Origin of the sequence: Pelomonas nitida (assembly GCF_043555975.1) — a bacterium.
Classification (GTDB): Bacteria; Pseudomonadota; Gammaproteobacteria; order Burkholderiales; family Burkholderiaceae_C; genus Pelomonas; species Pelomonas nitida.
This window is the reverse complement of sequence record NZ_JBIGIA010000007.1, coordinates 30,373-47,162: the sequence shown is the minus strand read 5'-3', so window position 1 is coordinate 47,162 and position 16,790 is coordinate 30,373. Positions and strand designations below refer to the sequence as shown.

The window sequence follows — 16,790 nt, the reverse complement described above, 5'->3', positions numbered from 1 at the left end:
CGCCGTGCCGCTGCGGCGGCCTCAGCGCCGGTCGTGCCGCAGGTATTCGGCGGCCATCATTTCGCCCAGCACATCGGGCTTGATGCGCGTCACGGCGTGGGCGGGCAGGTCGCGTTGCGTGACGAACAACGGTGTGCCCACGCGCAGCCCGACGATGGTGGTGCCGTTGCCCAGCTCGGCCAGCAGCGGGTACAGCCGCAGGCGCAGCACGAGCATGTTGTCCTGCACATAGACGGCGGTTTCCGTCAGCGTGCGGCAGCCGAGCTTGTCGGCTTCGGCCAGCAGGGCCTGGGCCTGGCCCTGCGCGTCAGGCGGCGGGGTGGTCACGCTGGCGGGGTTCACCAGGCGCCCATCGGCCTGCAGTGTCGCGATGACCGCAGCGTTGAAGCGCTGGTTCAGCGAGGCCCAGTCGGGGCCGCCAGCCACGGCGGGCGCGGTATCGCGGGCCTGGACGAAGGCCAGCATGCAGGGGTCATCGGCCTGCGCCAGCCCGGCCGCCATCGCGAGCACGGCGGCCATCAGTTCACGGCGCATGGTCGGCCTCCGGCTTGCGGGCGGAGCCCTTGATGAGGTCGAAACGGAACAGCCGGCATTCGATGGGGCCGTTCCACATCGGCACGCGGCGGGCCTCTTTCAGGCGCATCTTGCTGGGGAGTTTCATGTCGGGACTGAGCATCCAGGCCGTCCAGCCGGCCGGGTTTTCGGTGTACTGGCGCTTCCAGTGGGCGGCCAGGCGCGGGAAGAAGTCGACGCCGGCGTCCAACTCCTCGGAGCCGTGCGCGTCGCGCGACATCGCCGCCTTGCCGCGCACCTCGATGCGTTCGCCGTAAGGCGGGTTCATGACGATGGCGCCGGGCATGCCGTCGGGCAGCTGCGGCGCCGGGCGCTCCAGCGCGTCGCCGCCGTTGAACTGGATGTAGGCCGCCACGCCGGCGCGCTCGGCGTTGCGGCGTGCGAAGTCGACCATGCGGAAGGCCACGTCGCTAGCGTAGATGGGCACGGCGGGCGGGTGGATGCGCGCGCGGGCGGCCTGCGCCATCGCGCCCCAGGCGGTCTTCATCGCCGGCGTGGCGAAGGGCAGCTGGTGTTCGAAGGCGAAGCGGCGCTGCAGGCCCGGCGCCGAGTCGCAGGCGATCAGCGCGGCTTCGATGGGGATGGTGCCGGAGCCGCAGCAGGGGTCGTGCAGCGCGCCGCCCTCACCGGGCGTGCCGCGCCAGCCGGCGGCGGCCAGCATGGCGGCGGCCAGCGTTTCCTTCAGCGGCGCGTCACCCTTGTCGATGCGCCAGCCGCGCTTGAAGAGTGGCTCGCCGGAGGTGTCGACATACAGCGCTGCGCGCTCGGGGCCCACGTGCAGCACGACGGGCAGGTCCGGCCGCTGCGTGTCGACGCTGGGGCGTTCGCCGGTGTGCTCGCGGATCTGGTCGCAGATGGCGTCCTTGATGCGCAGCGCGGCGAAGTTCAGGCTCTTCAGCGGCGAGCGCTGGGCCGTGGTGTCGATGCGCAGCGTGTGCGTGGGGCCGATCCAGTCGCGCCAGTCGACACGGCGGGCCAGCGCGTAGAGATCGTCCTCATGCCGATACGGGCCCTCGATGAGCTCGACGAGCACGCGTTGCGCGAGCCGGCTCTCGAGGTTGATGCGCATGACGTCTTCCGCCGTGCCCAGCACGCCGCAGCCGCCGCGCAGGGCCTCGACCTTGCTGCGCACGCCGGGCGGCAGAAAGCGTTTGAGCTCCTCCTCCAGCAGCGGCTCGACGCCACCGGGGCAGGACACGAAGAGGAATAACTTGTTGGGCAGGCTCACGGGCTGGATTGTCGCCGCCTCTAAACTGCCTCACCTTTCTCCAAGAGGTGGCGATGAAGCGCTTCTTGACGATTCTGGGCTTGGTGATGAGTACTGTGACGCACGCTGACACCTCTTACCCACCGTACAGCCTCCCCGGCACGCAGCTGCGTGCCCTGCCCGCCACCGAGCAGGGCCGGCGCTACCAGCTGCACGTGCATCTGCCGGCGTCCTTCGCGCGCGAGCCGCAGCGGCGCTACCCCGTGCTGTACGTGACCGACGCCTATTGGGACTTCGCGACGTTCGTGGGCTCCTACGGCAACCTCGTCTACGACCGGGTCGTCCCCGAGTTCATCATCGTGGGTCTGGGCTACGCGGGTGAGCAGCCCGACTACGACGCGCTGCGGCTGTGGGACCTGTCGCCCGTCCGGCTGGCCGACCAGCAGGGCGAGTCCGGCCATGCGGACCAGTTCCTCGCGACGCTGAAGCAGGTCGTCTTTCCGCTGGTGGAGCGCGACTACCGGGCCGACCCGGCGCAGCGCTACCTGGCCGGCAGTTCGCTGGGGGGCTTGTTCGCGCTGCACGTGATGTACGCCGCGCCTGAGCTGTTCAAGGGCTACATCGCCGCCAGCCCGGCCGTGGTGGCCGGCGGCGACTGGATCATCGGCCGGGCCAAGGCCTATGCCGCGACGGGCAAGCCGCTCAACGCGCGGCTGTATGTGACCGGCGCGGAGCACGAGTGGCCCGGTTTCCTGGCCGGCATCCAGCGCTACCAGGCGCTGCTGCCCGAGCTGAAGCAGCCGGGCCTGGTGTTCCAGAGCCGCATCATCGACGGCGAGCGCCACGCCGGCACCAAGGCCGAGAGCTACACGCGCGGCATGCGCTTCGTGTTCGAGCCGCTGGCGCTGGCGCACGGGCCTGCCAGGGACTGAAGGTGGTACGCCCATCGCTGCCGTGCGCATCGCGGGCTTTGCCGATCGGGCGCACCCCTTTGATCCCTGGATCGTGGCGCATCGTCACGACGCGCTGCAACGCGCCGCTACAGCCGCCCTTCCTTGCACATCACGATCAACCCGATGGGCCAGAACTCGAACGGGACCATCAAGACGGCTGAGGTGGATGGATGGACCAGGATGGGAAAGCGGCTGAACGACAGGACGCCATTCGGGAGATGGTTGCGAAACACCATGAAAGTGCTCGACCGCACCTCCCGGTTGGAGAACACCCTGGGCAAGACGACGCTGAGCGAGCGGCTCAGTTCGTCCGTGATGAGGCGGGCAAAGGCTCGCAACTCGGGGTCTTCCAACTCGACCCCTTTGAAGGACATGTAAGCCTGAGCCACCTGCTGGAGTTCGGAGGGGTGTGAGTCGAAGTAATCGTCGAGCGAATACACCAGCTGTGCAGGGCAATTGTCGGGGCCCGGCTTGAACAGAAGCTTGTTGGCCTGAACCAGGGCGGCCCACACGATGTGCCCCTCCGTCAGCAGCAGGGGCTGGCGTTCGAACACTTCGCTGAGTTGGTCATATGGCTCCATCCAGTCCGGCTTGGCGCCAGTGATGCGAGCCAACGACAGCATATTCATGGACTGTTGCCGTCGTTCGAAATTGGTTCGAAGCTTTTGCAGTAGCGCGGCCATCTCCAGCTGTTCGGGGCCGGGCGTCACGAAGTGGGCCTCGCTGCTTCCTTCCGGGCCGCCCACCGGTCGCTCCAGCACCTTGCCGGCGACGAAGTGCTGTCCAGTGTCGGTGACGCCGTAGTAGGCCCAAAGTACCGGTGGCTGCCCCCAGTTGCCCGTGTCGCAGACCGATTCGCCGGGTTCGAGCCATTCGCCTGGAAGGCCGTACCACTCTTTGAAATTGCTGGGGGTGTAGAAATCCCCTGTGACATTGGCCAACGCCCAGTGCCCGCTGTCGGGCCTCATCCCGGCGAAGCGGAGCACCTTGACGCGTTGGCGGCTGATGTTGGTGACCGATGTCGAGTAGCCGTGCTGTAGGTCACCCGAGCGCTTTCTCGGTCCATACCGCACGTCCAGGAATGGCTTGCCGCTTTCCAGGTCGCCGAGCCCGAGCGTCGTTCGTGCCGGCAGGCGTTGCTTGAGTTGGCGCAGGATGTCGGGCGGGAGCGTCGGCCATTCTGCTTTCGCAATCCACTCGGTGTGGACGAGCCGCCCGTCGTGCGATGTGACGTAGAAGCTCTTGATGCTCGTCAAACTGATCGAGGTGACATGGGTTTGCCCCGGCGGTGGCACGAGCCTGACCCACCTGGCATCGGCGTCGGCGATCTGCACCCAGGGGCGGCTCGCATCCAGGCTGGTCCGGACGAAGATGCAGCAGACGGGCTCGCGTTGGAACTGGAGCAATCGCAACTGACCCGGTGTCGGCTCCCGGTATGTGTTGTCCATCGCTGCGATGGCGTCAAAGAAGCCGAGGATGGTGTCGCCACTTTCCCGGCCACCGTCGTACTGCTTGCTCACCTTATTGTGGGTGAACGTCATGCCACTTCGGGTTTGGACGCACCCGCTGCCGCCATCGCTGACCCATTCGCCGCCCAGGGCGTGCACCAGGCATTCGCCCAGAAAGGAGCCGATGAGCTGTATCGCGCCGGGCCAGTTTTCCTTGGGTGTGTGCAGTCTGGCCCGTTCGATGTAGTCGTCCAGCCAGGCGACTGAGTCGCGGTCATAGGCCAGTTCTTGGCCCATGCGCGCCTTGATGACGCTTCTCAGCTTTTCTGCCTCCGCGCGATGGGTGAGGCCGGTGGCCGATGCGGCTGCCGGCGCAGGGGGCTCCAAAAAGTCGTTGTAGTAGTTTGCGATCCGAAGCAGCGTCTGCGGCTTCGTGAAGTCGATCGGTCGGTCGGCGCCGGCCGGGTGTTCCTCGGGTGGTAGCAGCGGCGCGGCAGCCAGGTTGTCGCCGACCCAGGCGCCCAACTGCTCGACGTAATACGTGTTGAAACCCTCGACCTCGAGCCAGTGCGTCTGCGACGACTGTTCCAGGGTTTCGACCCGCTGCACCATCGCGTTGCCAAAGAAGCTGAGCACCAGGGCATGGCCGGGGCGCAGATGGCCGGCTGCCACCCAACCGTGCGGCTGCGTCCAGAACGGCTGGCCGGGTGCCGCCATCAAGGTGTCTGTGATGCCGTCGGCGAGATTGATCAGCTCGATGCGCACGGTCGTGGGCGACTGAGCCTCGCCGACCCGGCTGACTGCTCGGTAGAGATATTCGTTGCGCTCACGCCTGCGACGCGGCGGCGGATTGCGCTCGGGATGGGTCAACACGAGATCGCCCGCCCGGACGGCTTCGATTGGGCATAGGCCTTCTCGCGTGTGAATCCGCGTGCCAGGGGCAAAGCCCAGTGCGAGATTCGCTGACAGTGTCGGGAATGGGGTGTTGGTCATGCCCATCGGAGATCAGCCGTGTGGCGTGTGGCGCACCCCGTGGGGTGCGCCGCTCAAAGCGCCTTGCGCAGATTCGCCGGCGCGATCTTCATGCCTTCGCGGTACTTGGCCACCGTGCGGCGGGCGCACTGGATGCCTTGTTCCTCCAGCATGGCCGCGAGTGCGCTGTCGGACAGCGGCTTCTTGGTGTCCTCGGCCGCGACGAACTGCTTGATCAGCGCGCGCACCGCCGTGCTGGAGGCTTCGCCGCCGGCCTCGGTGCTCAGGCCCGAGCCGAAGAAGTACTTCAGCTCGAAGGTGCCCCAGCTGGTGGCCATGTACTTGGCGGTCGTCACGCGCGAGATGGTGGACTCGTGCAGGCTGAGTTCGTCGGCGATCTCGCGCAGCACCAGCGGCTTCATGGCCAGTTCGCCGTGCGTGAAGAAGCCGCGCTGGCGCTCGACGATGGCCTGGCTGACGCGCAGGATGGTGTCGAAGCGCTGCTGGATGTTCTTGATGAACCAGCGTGCCTCCTGCAGCTGCCCGCCCAGCGGCGAGTTGCTGATGCCGCCGCGCGTGGCGCGCAGCGCGTTGGCGTAGAGCTCGTTGATGCGCAGCTTGGGCGCCACTTCGGGGTTGAGCATCACGCGGAACTCGCGGCCCACCTTGCGCACGATGACGTCGGGCACGATGGCCGCAGCCGCGCCCTGTGCGAAGCGTCGGCCGGGCTTGGGTTCCAGCTGCGTGATCATGACCTGGGCCTCGCGCAGCAGGGCCTCGTCGGCGCCGGTCTCGCTCATCAGGCGCCGGGTGTCGCGCTTGGCCAGCAGCTCGAGATGACTCTTGCAGATCAGGATGGCGATGGCCTGGGCCGGGCAGGCGGGCTCTGCGCGCAGTTGCAGCACCAGGCATTCGGAGAGGCCGCGCGCGCCGATGCCGGCCGGCTCCAGGCTCTGCAGCAGCCGCAGCGCGATGCGCAGGTGGTCCAGCAGTTCCGCGCGGTCCTCGTCGTCGTCGGGCGCCAGCGCGGCGGCGATGTCCTCGAGCGGGTCCTCGAGGTAGCCGTCTTCGTTGAGCGACTCGATGAGCACCTGCACCGCCGCGCGGTCCTCGGCCGACAGCGTCTTGCCCGCCAGTTGCTGCAGCAGGTGCTCGGCCAGCGTGGTTTCGGCGGATTCCTGGCTCTCGCGGTCGCTGTCGTCGTCGCCCGCGCTGGCGCTGCCGCTGCCGGGTAGCTCGCGGATGCCATCGAAGTCATCGCGCTCGGTGCCGTTCTCCCAGTCATCGCGCTCGGTGCCGCCGAAGTCGTCGCCGCTGAGCTCGGGCGCCTCGCTGCTCTCGGACTCGCCGGCCGAGGCTTCGGTGCCCGCTTCCGCCGGCGCGTTGGCGGCCAGCTCGGGGGCGCTGACGGTGAACTCTTCCTCGGTGTCCAGCAGCGGGTTGCTGGCGAGCATCTGCTCGACCTCCTGGTGCAGCTCCAGCGTCGACAGCTGCAGCAGCCGGATGGATTGCTGCAGCTGGGGCGTCAGCGCGAGGTGCTGACTGAGGCGGACCTGGAGGGTCTGCTTCATGTTGACCCGCCGGCAGTGGTGTTCGGACCTTGCGGGCCGAGCGCTGGGCCGCTCCCGAGCCGGCCCGCCGAGGCGATGTGCTCGCCGCTCAATGCGGCGAGCATCGCCGTCCCCTCGGGGGACCGACCAGACTCGCTCGCGTTCAGCGACGCGAGGATGGGCGAGGGGCTCACCATCCTCACATCCTGAAGTTTTCGCCGAGGTAGACCTTGCGCACGTCGGCGTTGGCCACGATCTCGTCAGGCGTGCCTTCGGCCAGCACGGCGCCCTCGCTGATGATGTAGGCGCGGTCGCAGATGCCCAGCGTCTCGCGGACGTTGTGGTCCGTGATCAGCACGCCGATGCCGCGCTCCTTCAGGAAGCCGATGATGCGCTGGATCTCCAGCACGGCGATGGGGTCCACGCCCGCGAAGGGCTCGTCGAGCAGGATGAAGCGCGGTTGGGTGGCCAGCGCGCGGGCGATCTCGACGCGACGCCGCTCGCCGCCGGACAGCGCCGGCGCGGGGCTGTCACGCAGGCCCTCGATGGACAGGTCGCGCAGCAGGTCGTTCAACAACTCGTTGATGCGCGCCTTGGGCAGCGCGCGACCCTTGTCGTCCTGCTGCAGTTCCAGCACGGCGCGGATGTTCTCTTCGACGGTCAGCTTGCGGAAGATGGAAGCTTCCTGCGGCAGATAGCTCAGACCCAGCCGCGCGCGGGCATGGATGGGCAGGCGCTGCACCTCGGCGCCGTCGATGCGGATGACGCCGTCGTCGGAGCGCACCAGGCCGACGATCATGTAGAAGCTCGTCGTCTTGCCGGCGCCGTTGGGGCCGAGCAGGCCCACGACCTCGCCGCAGTCCACGCGAACGTGCACGTTCTTGACGACCTTGCGCACGCCGTAGGTTTTGGCCAGACCTTGGGCTTCGAGCCGGCTGCCGCAGGCGGCCGGTTGCATGCTGGACACCTTGTCCATCACGAAGGCTTGCCCGGCTGCAGCGTGATCGACGGCTTCAGCGGCAATGGCGCGGTGGGGGCGGAGGCGGACTCGTCGGGCAGCGGTGGCGGCATGCGGACGATGCGGGTGCGGCCGTTGGGGTTGGGGGAGCCGTTGCCGCCTTCGAACGTGACGACTTCGGTGCGGCTGTTGTAGACGATGGCCGCGCCGGACATTTCTTCCTGCACCACCGCGCCGCGGGTGGTGCGCACGCGGGCATTGCCGATGAAGCGGACCGTTTCGGTCCGGGTGTCGTATTCGACCTGTTCGGCCTGGCCCTCGATCGCCTCGCCCGGGGTGTCGCGGCTCTGGCGGAAGTCGACCGGTTGGCCGGCCACCCCGCTGGCGTGCGCCTGCACGTAGCCTTCACGCGTCTCGCGCACCACCACCTTCTCGGCATGCAGCAGCAGGCTGCCCTGGGTGATGACGACATTGCCGACCAACTCCCGCACCTGATTGACGTTGTCCACCGACCCGCCCCGTTCGGACGACAGTGTCAACGGCTTGAGCCGGTCCCCCTTCTCCGCATGGGCGAAGGTGGCGGCCAGCGCGAAGGTGAGTGGAATCAGATGGCGAGGCATGGCGGCACGAAAGTTGCTGACCATTCTAGGGCGTGGTGCCGGAAATCAGCCTTTCCCACGCGACAATTTGATTAGGAAATCCGCGATGGCCAGGGCCTGCTGGCCCTGAGCGGCTTCGCTCTGGTTCGGGTCGGTGCCCATGCCGGGGCCGGTGCGGTAACGGCCGCCGACGACCAGCGTCGGCACGCTGTCTGCGCCGCTGAGTTCTGCCAGCTTCTGGCCTTGCGCCAGCTTGCCCTGCACGCCGAAGGACGCGAAGGCCTGCTTGAACTTGGCCGTGTCCACGCCCAGCTTGCCCACCAGCGCCACAACGCCGGCTTCGTCGGTGGCGTCCATGCCCAGGCGGTGGAAGGCGTTGAAGATGCCGCTGTGCACCGTGGGGGTCAGCGCGCCCATGGCTTCGAGTGCGTAGAACATGCGCGCGTGCAGCTTGAGCATGGCCGGCGCGCCCACCGGCACGCGGCGGAAGCTGACGTCGGCGGGCAGCTGGTGGATCCACGTCTCGAGCAGCGGGTCCAGCGCGAAGCAGTGCGGGCACTTGTAGAAGAAGAACTCGATGACCTCCACCTTGCCGGGCGTGCCGGGCAGCGGCTGGCTCAGGCGTTGGTAGTGGCGGCCCTCGACGGGGCCACCCTGGGCGTGGGCGGCAGAGCCGATCAGCGAGGTGGCGGCCAGCGCCAGCGTGGCGTCGCGACGTTTCATGATCAGGCCTTGGCGCGGGCGCGCTGGATGAGGAAATCGGCGACCTTCAGCGTGCGCAGGCCCAGTTCATGTTCGGACATGGACTGCCCGGCGCCGACCTGGGCCGGTGACGTCGTGAAGCGGCCGTTGATGGCCAGCGTGGGCACGCCTTCCAGCCGGTAGCCTTCGACCAGCTTGTCGGCCTGGCCGCACTTGGTCTGCACGCCGAAGGAGTTGTAGGCGTCCGTGTACTTGGCCGGGTCGACGCCCAGGCTGCTCAGGAACTTGGCCTGGCTCGCCACATCGTCCAGCGTGGCGTTTTGCTGGTGCAGCGCGACGAAGATGGCCGGGCGCGTCTGGGCTTCCTTGCCCAGTGACTCCAGCGCGAAAAACATGCGCTGATGGGGGCGCCAGTTGGCGCGGAAGGCCACGTGCACCTTGCGGAAGGCGACGTCGGCGCCCAGCTGCCGGGCCCAGGGGTCGACGACGGGCTCGAAGGCGTAGCAGTGCGGGCAGCCGTACCAGAAGAACTCGATGACTTCGATCTTGCCTGCCGGTGTGGTGGGCAGCGCCTGCGACAGCGCGGTGAACTGGCGGCCCTCGACGGGCGCGCCTTGGGCGAGGGCGGTGGCCGAGGCGCCGGCCAGCGGAGTGGCGGCGAGCAGGGCGGAGAAATCGCGGCGCTTCATGGCGTCAGGTGTCCTTCAGTGGAATCAGCGTTGTACACGAACGAGGTTGGCCTCGAAGCCTGCGGCCTCAATCTTGTGCTGCAGGTCCTCGGCGGCATCGCGGGTATCGGTGGGCCCCAGACGCACGCGGTAGACGGTGCGGCCGCCTTGTTCGCGCTCCATGACCTTGGCCGTGAAGCCCTGGATGGCGAGCTTGGCCTTCTGCGCCTCGGCGTCTTCCGGGCGCCCGAAGGCGCCGGCCTGCACGAAGTAGACATAGGCATCGGCACCGGCCGTGGCGGGCGCTGCCGCAGAGGCTGCGGCCGGCGCGGGCTCGGCACGGGAGGCCGCCGCGCGAGGGGGCTGGGCCTGCTGCGATGGCGGTTGGGCCTGCGGCTGCGGGACCGTGGGCGCCGGGGCGGCGGCACTGGCCGGCGCGGCCGCCGCCGGTGCGTTGACGACGCCGCTGGCGCTGCGCGTGTTCTTGCTGGCCAGCGGGGCGTTCGGGTCCCAGTTGCGGTTGCGTTCGGCCTCGGCGGCGTCCTGCTCGGCCGTGCGCTGGGGCACCTTGTTCACGAAGGGGATGGGCACCTTGGTGATGTAGAGCGCCACGCCCAGCGCGATGGCCAGGCCGATCAGCAGGCCGACGATCATGCCCAGGACGAAGCCGCCCTTCTGGCTGCCCTTGCTGCCCTTCTTGGATGCAGAACTCATTCGGTCTCCGGGGTGTCCGTGGTTTCAGCGATGTCGCGGCTCATCTGCTCGGGGGCGCTGACGCCCAGCATGCCCAAGGCGTTGGCCAGCACCTGGCGCGTCGCGGCCAGCAGCGCGACGCGAGCGCGGCTCAGCTCGGGCGCCTGGTCCAGCACGCGTTCGGCGGCGTAGTACGAGTGGTAGGCGCCGGCCAGGTCGCGGGCGTAGAAGGCCACGTCGTGCGGGGCGATGCCGGCGGCGGCGCCGGCCAGCATGTCGGGGTAGGCGGCGAGCTTGAGCATCAGCGCCTCCTCGGTCGGCGCGGTCAGCAGGCTCAGGTCGGCCGGGCTGGACAGGTCGCCGCCCCATTTGCGGATGACGGAGCAGATGCGCGCGTGGGCGTACTGCACGTAGAACACCGGGTTCTCGTCGTTCTGCTTCAGCGCGAGGTCGACGTCGAAGACGAACTCGGTGTCGGCCTTGCGGCTGATCAGGAAGAAGCGCACCGCGTCGCGGCTGGTCCAGTCGATCAGGTCGCGCAGCGTCACGTAGGAGCCGGCGCGCTTGGAGATCTTGACCTCCTCGCCGTTCTTCATGACGGTGACCATCTTGTGTAGCACGTAGTCCGGGAAGCCGGCCGGGATGCCCAGGTTCTGCGCCTGCAGGCCGCCGCGCACGCGGGCGATGGTGCCGTGGTGGTCGGTGCCCTGGATGTTGATGCACTGCGTGTAGCCGCGCTCGAACTTGTTGACGTGGTAGGCCACGTCGGGCACGAAGTAGGTGTAGCCGCCTTCCTTCTTGCGCATCACGCGGTCTTTGTCGTCCCCGTAATCGGTGGACTTGAACCACAGCGCGCCGCCCTCCTCGTAGGCCTTGCCGGCGTCGACGATGCGTTGCACCGCCGCCTCCAGCTGGCCGCCCTTGTAGACGCTGGTCTCCAGGAAGTAGTTGTCGAACTTCAGGCCGAAGGCCTGCAGGTCCAGGTCCTGCTCGTGGCGCAGATAGGCCACGGCGAATTCGCGGATGTTGGCCAGGTCGTTCACGTCGCCCGAGGCGGTGAACTCGCGGTCGTCGGCCTTCACCGTTTCCTTTTTCAGGAAGGCGTCGGCGATGTCCTGGATGTAGTCGCCGTTGTAGGCGGCCTCGGGCCACTCGGCGTCGCCGGGCTTGAAGCCCTTCAGGCGCATCTGCGTGGAGTTGGCCAGCGTCGCGATCTGCACGCCGGCGTCGTTGTAATAGAACTCGCGGGTCACGTCGTGGCCCTGGCTCTGGAACACCGAGCAGATGGCGTCGCCCAGTGCCGCCTGGCGGGCGTGGCCCACGTGCAGCGGGCCGGTCGGGTTGGCGGAGACGAACTCCACCATGACGTGCTTGCCGGTGGCCGGGCGGTGGCCGAAGGCGGTGCCGGCGGCCAGCACCTCGGCGACGACGGCCTGCTTGGCCTCGGGCTTGAGGCGGATGTTGATGAAGCCGGGGCCGGCGATCTCCAGCGCCTGCACCCATTGCTGGAAGGCGGGCTTGGCCTGCAGCGAGGCGATCAGTCGGGTGGCCAGCTCGCGCGGGTTGGCCTTGAGCGGCTTGGCCAGCTGCATGGCGGCCGTGCAGGCGAAGTCGCCATGGGCGGCCTGCTTGGGCGATTCGAAGGCGGCCGCGGCGTTCGAGCCGGGGGCGATTTCCTGGAGGGAGTCGGCGAGTGCGGCGAGCAGCGCCTGCTTGGCTTGGATCATGGGCGGGATTCTAGGAGGCGGCCCTTCAACGCACGGGCCAGGGGTGGCGCCGACTCACTCGGTGGCCGGCGGTTCGGCGTCGTGGCAAGCCACGGCGAGCTTGTTGCCGTCCGGGTCGCGGAAATAGGCCCCGTAGTAGTGAGGGTGATAGTGCGGGCGCAGGCCGGGCGGGCCGTCGCAGCGGCCGCCGTGGGCCAGCGCCGTCGCGTGGGCAGCGTCCACCTGCGCGCGTGTGGCGGCCAGCAGCGCCACCATCTGGCCGTTGCCGGGCTGGTGCTCGCCGTCGAAGGGCCGGCCCAGCAGCAGCAGCGGGCGGGGGCCCGGCGTGCTCTGCCAGCCCGCCCAGGGGTGGGCCGGGTCGCAGAAGCGCTCCGCCACGCCCAGGCCCGCCAGCAAGGGGCGGTAGAAAGCAAGGGCTCGCTCGAAGTCGTTTGTGGCGACAAAGATGTGGGAGAACAAGGGGGATGGACCTCCGTGGCCGGCCCGTATCATGCCCTGCGTGAGTGTTCCCGCAGACGATCTGCCGTCCCATATCGGCCGCTACCAGGTGATCAAGCGCCTGGGCGAGGGTGCGACCAGTGATGTGTTCCTGGCCCTTGACCCGTTCCAGGCGCAACCTGGCCACAAGGAAGTGGCCATCAAGCGCATGCGCAGCTGGGCCCCGCTGGCGGATGCGCCGGCCAGCGATTTCAGCAGCCGCTTCTTCAGCGCCGAGGCCGCGCTGGCCGGCCGGCTGCACCACCCCAACGTCGTCGCCATCCTGGACGCCGTGGCCGAGGACACCGCGCCCTACCTCGTCATGGAGTACGTGCCCGGTGTCACGCTGAAGCACTACTGCCGCCCCGACCGGCTGCTGCCGCTGGATCAGATCGTCGAGACTGCCTTCAAGTGCGCGATGGCGCTGGGCTATGTCTATCGGCAAGGCCTCATCCACCGCGACGTGAAGCCGGCCAACCTGCTGGCCGTGATGGACGCGACCGGCCAGGTGGTCGACGTCAAGGTCAGCGATTTCGGCTCCGTGCTGAACCTGAACGCCGACGCCACGCAGATTCACCGCGTGGGTTCGCTGGCCTACATGCCACCCGAGCAGATCGAGGGCGGCGATGTGGACTGCCGTGCCGACATCTATGCGCTCGGCGCGGTGGTCTATCACCTCATCGCCGGCCGTGCGCCCTTCGATGCGCCGCACCAGATGGCGCTGATGCACCAGATCTACCACCAGGCGCCGCCGACCCTCGTCGGGCAGCGCGAGGGCGTCACCGAGGCGCTGGACGCCGTCGTGCAGCGCGCGCTGGCCAAGGCGCCGCACGAGCGCTTCGCGGATTGGGACAGTTTTGCGCAGGCGCTGTCCGGCCTGGTGTCCGGCCAGCAGGTGCCGATGAACCGCCTGAACGAGGTGCGCGACTCCGAGCGCTTCAACATGCTGCGCGCGCTGGAGTTCTTTGCCGAGTTCGGCGATGTGCAGCTGTGGGAGGTGGTGCGGCGTGCGCGTTGGCGGCGCTATCCGCCGGGGCATGCCCTCTTCAAGCGCGGCCAGGAGGGCAGCAGCTTTCACATCATCGCGCGCGGCGAGGTGCAGGTGTTCCGCGACAAGCACCTGGTCGCGACGCTGGGGCAGGGCACGTCGGTGGGCGAGATGGCCTACCTGGCCCCCAACCCCGACCTGCGCAGGCACAGCACCGACATCCAGGTGACGCAGGAATGCACCACCATCTGCTTCGACCCCGAGACCCTCGGCAAGCTGACCTTCGAATGCCAGCATCTCTTTGACCGTGCCTTCATCCGCGTGCTGGTGCGCCGCCTGCACGCCGCGCACGAGGCGCTGGCCCACCCGCGACGCATCCTGTGAGCGGCGGCCCGGTGAGCAGCCACCCGTTACGCCCGGTGACTTGGCGGGGCCATGCGGCCATGCTTGAATCAAAGCTGCCCCGATCCACCCCTGCACAAGCAAGGAGTCTCCCGATGAAACACCTCTCGATCGCCATCGCCCTGGGCGTGGCCGCGCTGACCGCCCAGGCCGCCGACAAGACTGCCGACAAGGCGCCCTCGGCGCAGCAGTCCAAGATGTCGTCCTGCAACAAGGACGCTGCGGACAAGAAGGGCGACGAGCGCAAGGCCTTCATGAAGGAATGCCTGTCCGCCAAGGGCGGCGACGCAGCTTCGGCAGCCCCGGCTGCCGCGCCGGCCGCCAGCCCGGCCTGCGAAAAGTCTGCTGCCGACAAGAAGCTGCACGGCGCCGCTGCCAAGAGCCACATCAAGAAGTGCATGGCGGACGCCGCCTCGGCGCCGAAGTGAGGCCTGGCGCCCGCTGATCCAAGGCCACCACGGGTGGCCTTTTTTACGGGCGCGACGCTGCGGCGTCGTCCGACAGGGCGCCGGGCCGCCGGCCGGCCCCGCGGCCCTGCCGTCTGGCGGACATTGAGGCCATGACAACTCCTTGACCCAGGACCCGATCATGAACAGCTTCACCGCCCCCACCCCGTCTGCCTCCGTCTACTGGCGCGTTGCGCTGATCTCCACGGCCGCTGCCGCCACGCTCGCGCTGACCGCCTGCGCCGGCATGTCGTCGCGTGAGACGAGCACGGTCGTCGGCGCCACCACGGGCGCCGTCATCGGCGGCGTCGTCACGGGCACCACCGCCGGGGCCGCGATCGGCGCCGCAGCGGGTGGCGTCGTCGGCAACGAAGTCTCGAAGAAGCGCGACCGCTGAGCGGCCGGCCCGCCGTCAGACCACGTGGCAGGCCACCTGCCTGCCGTCCACGCTGCGCAGCAAGGGTGCTTCCTCGCTGCAACGCGGCGTGGCCAGCGGGCAGCGCTTGTGGAAGGCGCAACCCGTCGGCGGGTTCAGCGGGCTCGGCAGCTCGCCGTGGATGACGATGCGCTCGCGGCGCTGCGCCGGGTGCAGTGCCGGTGTGGCGCTCATCAGCGCGCGCGTGTAGGGGTGCAGCGGTGCGGCGAACAGGGTGCGCTTGTCGCCCATCTCCACGGCGGCGCCGAGGTACATCACCATGACCTCGTCGGCCACGTGCTCCACGACCGACAGGTTGTGCGAGATGAACACATAGCCCGTGCCGAACTCGTCCTGCAGGTCCATGAACAGATTCAGGATCTGGGCCTGGATGGAGACATCCAGCGCGCTGACGGGTTCGTCCGCGACGACGATGCCGGGCTTCAGGATCATGGCCCGCGCGATGGCGATGCGCTGGCGCTGGCCGCCCGAGAACATGTGCGGATAACGGCGCAGATGCTCGGGCCGCAGGCCCACCTGCGTGGCCAGCGCCTCGACACGCTCGCGGCGCTCGGCGGCGCTCAGGCGTGTGTTGATGAGCAGCGGTTCGGCCAGCGTCGACGCGATGGTCTTGCGCGGGTTCAGCGACGCGAACGGGTTCTGGAACACCATCTGCACGTCGCGGCGCAGCGCCTTCACGTCGGCCGTGGCGGCGTCGACGCCGCGGATCTTCAGCGTGCCCCGTGTAGGCGGCTCGATCAGCGTCAGCTGGCGCGCCAGCGTGCTCTTGCCGCAGCCCGACTCGCCGACGACGGCCAGCGTCTTGCGGGCGCTGAGCGTGAAGCTCACACCGTTGAGCGCCTTCACGGTCGCCTTGGGCTTGAACAGGCCGCGGCTGACGGCGTAGTGCCTGGTCAGGTCGGCGGCTTCGAGGAGGCGTTCGGTCATGCGGCCTCGACGGGGTAGAAACAGCGCACGCCGTTGTCGAGCGCCGGCCGCTCGGCTACGCAGCGCGGCTGCACGCGCGGGCAGCGCGGCGACAGCAGGCAGCCGACGGGCCGGTCCAGCGCACCGGGCACGATGCCGGGCAGCGCGTGCAGGCGCCGGGCGCCGCGGTTGTGCTCGGGGATCGCGGCGAGCAATGCCTGCGTGTACGGGTGGCGCGGGGCGTCGAACAACCCGGGCACGGGGCCGGTCTCGACGATCTGGCCGGCGTACATGACGGCGACCTTGTTCGACCCGGGCTGGGCCATTTCCGCGACGACGGCGAGGTCGTGCGTGATCATGATGAGCCCCATGCCCTGCTCGCGTTGCAGCTTGAGCAGCAGCGTCATGATCTGGGCCTGGATGGTCACGTCCAGTGCCGTGGTCGGCTCGTCGGCGATGAGCAGCTTCGGGCCGCAGGCGATGGCCATGGCGATCATGACGCGCTGGTTCATGCCACCCGACAGCTGGTGCGGGTAGGCGTTGGCGCGATTGGCGGCGTCGGGAATCTCGACCTGCTCCAGCAACTCGATGACGCGCTGCCTGGCCGCCCTGCCGCTGAGGTTGAGGTGAGCCTTGAGCACTTCGGCGATTTGCGCGCCGACGGTGTAGCTGGGGTTGAGGCTGGTCAGCGCGTCCTGGAACACCATGGCCACGTCGCGGCCGATCAGCGCGCGGCGTTCGCGGGCGTTGAGCTTCAGCAGGTCGCGGCCCTGGAATTCGATGGCGTCGGCCGTGACCTTGCCGAGCGCATCGATGAGGCCCATCAACGCGAGCATGGTCACCGACTTGCCGGAGCCGGATTCGCCGACGATGCCCAGCAGCTCGCCAGGGTTCAACTGCAGGTCGATGCCGTCGACGGCGGGGAATTGGCCGAACTGGACGCGCAGGTTTTGGATGTGGAGGAGGCTCATCGTTGTTGTGGGTTGATGGCCAGGCCCAGCCGGGAGTTCGCCCCGGCGGGCGACCTACTTTCTTGCACGCGCAAGAAAGTAGGCAAAGAAAGCGCCCCCGATCCGCCCGCCCTG

17 protein-coding genes are annotated in these 16,790 nt (G+C 68.6%); 4 read left to right on the top strand and 13 right to left on the bottom strand.

The genetic code is table 11. The features are described from left to right. Positions 1-21 precede the first annotated feature (21 nt). Both ACG00X_RS10585 and ACG00X_RS10580 read right to left on the bottom strand, forming a co-directional pair. Entirely contained in the window at positions 22-534 is a 513-nt protein-coding gene (locus ACG00X_RS10585; RefSeq protein ID WP_394488114.1) for a hypothetical protein, read from the bottom strand. Beyond that, positions 524-1,801 carry a THUMP domain-containing class I SAM-dependent RNA methyltransferase gene (locus ACG00X_RS10580; protein ID WP_394488113.1) on the bottom strand — a complete coding sequence of 426 codons (1,278 nt, stop codon included), beginning with the start codon at positions 1,799-1,801 and terminating at the stop codon, positions 524-526. Before ACG00X_RS10580 ends, ACG00X_RS10585 begins: the two co-directional genes overlap by 11 nt. A 53-nt stretch (positions 1,802-1,854) precedes the next feature. Between ACG00X_RS10580 and ACG00X_RS10575 the strand changes: the two genes are divergently transcribed. Continuing rightward, positions 1,855-2,712, top strand: a complete 858-nt coding sequence (locus ACG00X_RS10575; RefSeq protein ID WP_394488112.1) for an alpha/beta hydrolase — start codon at positions 1,855-1,857, stop codon at positions 2,710-2,712. Positions 2,713-2,819: 107 nt separating this feature from the next. Here ACG00X_RS10575 and ACG00X_RS10570 read toward each other — a convergent pair whose 3' ends face one another. The 9 genes from ACG00X_RS10570 to ACG00X_RS10530 all read right to left on the bottom strand — a co-directional run bounded on the left by ACG00X_RS10570 (position 2,820) and on the right by ACG00X_RS10530 (position 12,509). Continuing rightward, positions 2,820-5,174 (bottom strand): polymorphic toxin-type HINT domain-containing protein, encoded by a 2,355-nt coding sequence (locus ACG00X_RS10570; RefSeq protein WP_394488111.1) that lies wholly within the window; start codon positions 5,172-5,174, stop codon positions 2,820-2,822. Between the two features lie 53 nt (positions 5,175-5,227). Then, positions 5,228-6,724 (bottom strand): RNA polymerase factor sigma-54, encoded by a 1,497-nt coding sequence (locus ACG00X_RS10565; protein ID WP_394488110.1) that lies wholly within the window; start codon positions 6,722-6,724, stop codon positions 5,228-5,230. A 178-nt stretch (positions 6,725-6,902) separates the two neighbouring features. Then, a complete protein-coding gene (lptB, locus tag ACG00X_RS10560; RefSeq protein ID WP_394488109.1) occupies positions 6,903-7,679 on the bottom strand; it encodes an LPS export ABC transporter ATP-binding protein in 777 nt (258 codons plus the stop codon). Beyond that, the gene (gene lptA / locus ACG00X_RS10555; RefSeq protein WP_394488108.1) at positions 7,679-8,281 is read right to left on the bottom strand and encodes a lipopolysaccharide transport periplasmic protein LptA; all 603 of its coding nucleotides are present in this window, start codon (positions 8,279-8,281) and stop codon (positions 7,679-7,681) included. Before lptA ends, lptB begins: the two co-directional genes overlap by 1 nt. Before the next feature lie 45 nt (positions 8,282-8,326). After that, positions 8,327-8,983, bottom strand: a complete 657-nt coding sequence (locus ACG00X_RS10550; protein ID WP_394488107.1) for a thiol:disulfide interchange protein DsbA/DsbL — start codon at positions 8,981-8,983, stop codon at positions 8,327-8,329. A 2-nt stretch (positions 8,984-8,985) separates the two neighbouring features. After that, positions 8,986-9,651 carry a thiol:disulfide interchange protein DsbA/DsbL gene (locus ACG00X_RS10545; RefSeq protein ID WP_394488106.1) on the bottom strand — a complete coding sequence of 222 codons (666 nt, stop codon included), beginning with the start codon at positions 9,649-9,651 and terminating at the stop codon, positions 8,986-8,988. Positions 9,652-9,675: 24 nt separating this feature from the next. Further along, positions 9,676-10,344, bottom strand: a complete 669-nt coding sequence (locus tag ACG00X_RS10540; RefSeq protein ID WP_394488105.1) for an SPOR domain-containing protein — start codon at positions 10,342-10,344, stop codon at positions 9,676-9,678. Further along, positions 10,341-12,050, bottom strand: coding sequence for an arginine--tRNA ligase (gene argS / locus ACG00X_RS10535; protein WP_394488104.1), 1,710 nt, complete (start codon positions 12,048-12,050; stop codon positions 10,341-10,343). Before argS ends, ACG00X_RS10540 begins: the two co-directional genes overlap by 4 nt. 54 nt (positions 12,051-12,104) lie before the next feature. After that, a complete protein-coding gene (locus ACG00X_RS10530; protein ID WP_394488103.1) occupies positions 12,105-12,509 on the bottom strand; it encodes a VOC family protein in 405 nt (134 codons plus the stop codon). A gap of 31 nt (positions 12,510-12,540) precedes the next feature. Here ACG00X_RS10530 and ACG00X_RS10525 point away from each other — a divergent pair, with 31 nt between their 5' ends. From ACG00X_RS10525 to ACG00X_RS10515, 3 genes are all read left to right on the top strand, one after another. Continuing rightward, complete coding sequence (locus ACG00X_RS10525; RefSeq protein ID WP_394488102.1) at positions 12,541-13,899, top strand: serine/threonine-protein kinase; 1,359 nt, start codon at positions 12,541-12,543, stop codon at positions 13,897-13,899. A gap of 113 nt (positions 13,900-14,012) precedes the next feature. After that, on the top strand, positions 14,013-14,345 hold the full coding sequence (locus ACG00X_RS10520) for a PsiF family protein (RefSeq protein WP_394488101.1): 333 nt from the start codon (positions 14,013-14,015) through the stop codon (positions 14,343-14,345). 160 nt (positions 14,346-14,505) lie between these two features. After that, entirely contained in the window at positions 14,506-14,760 is a 255-nt protein-coding gene (locus tag ACG00X_RS10515; protein ID WP_394488100.1) for a glycine zipper domain-containing protein, read from the top strand. A 15-nt stretch (positions 14,761-14,775) separates the two neighbouring features. Here the strand turns inward: ACG00X_RS10515 and ACG00X_RS10510 are convergent, their stop codons facing one another. Further along, a complete protein-coding gene (locus ACG00X_RS10510; RefSeq protein WP_394488099.1) occupies positions 14,776-15,726 on the bottom strand; it encodes a peptide ABC transporter ATP-binding protein in 951 nt (316 codons plus the stop codon). Next, positions 15,723-16,676, bottom strand: coding sequence for an ABC transporter ATP-binding protein (locus ACG00X_RS10505; RefSeq protein ID WP_394488098.1), 954 nt, complete (start codon positions 16,674-16,676; stop codon positions 15,723-15,725). The genes ACG00X_RS10510 and ACG00X_RS10505 overlap by 4 nt, the downstream gene beginning before the upstream one ends. Positions 16,677-16,790: the final 114 nt, after the last annotated feature.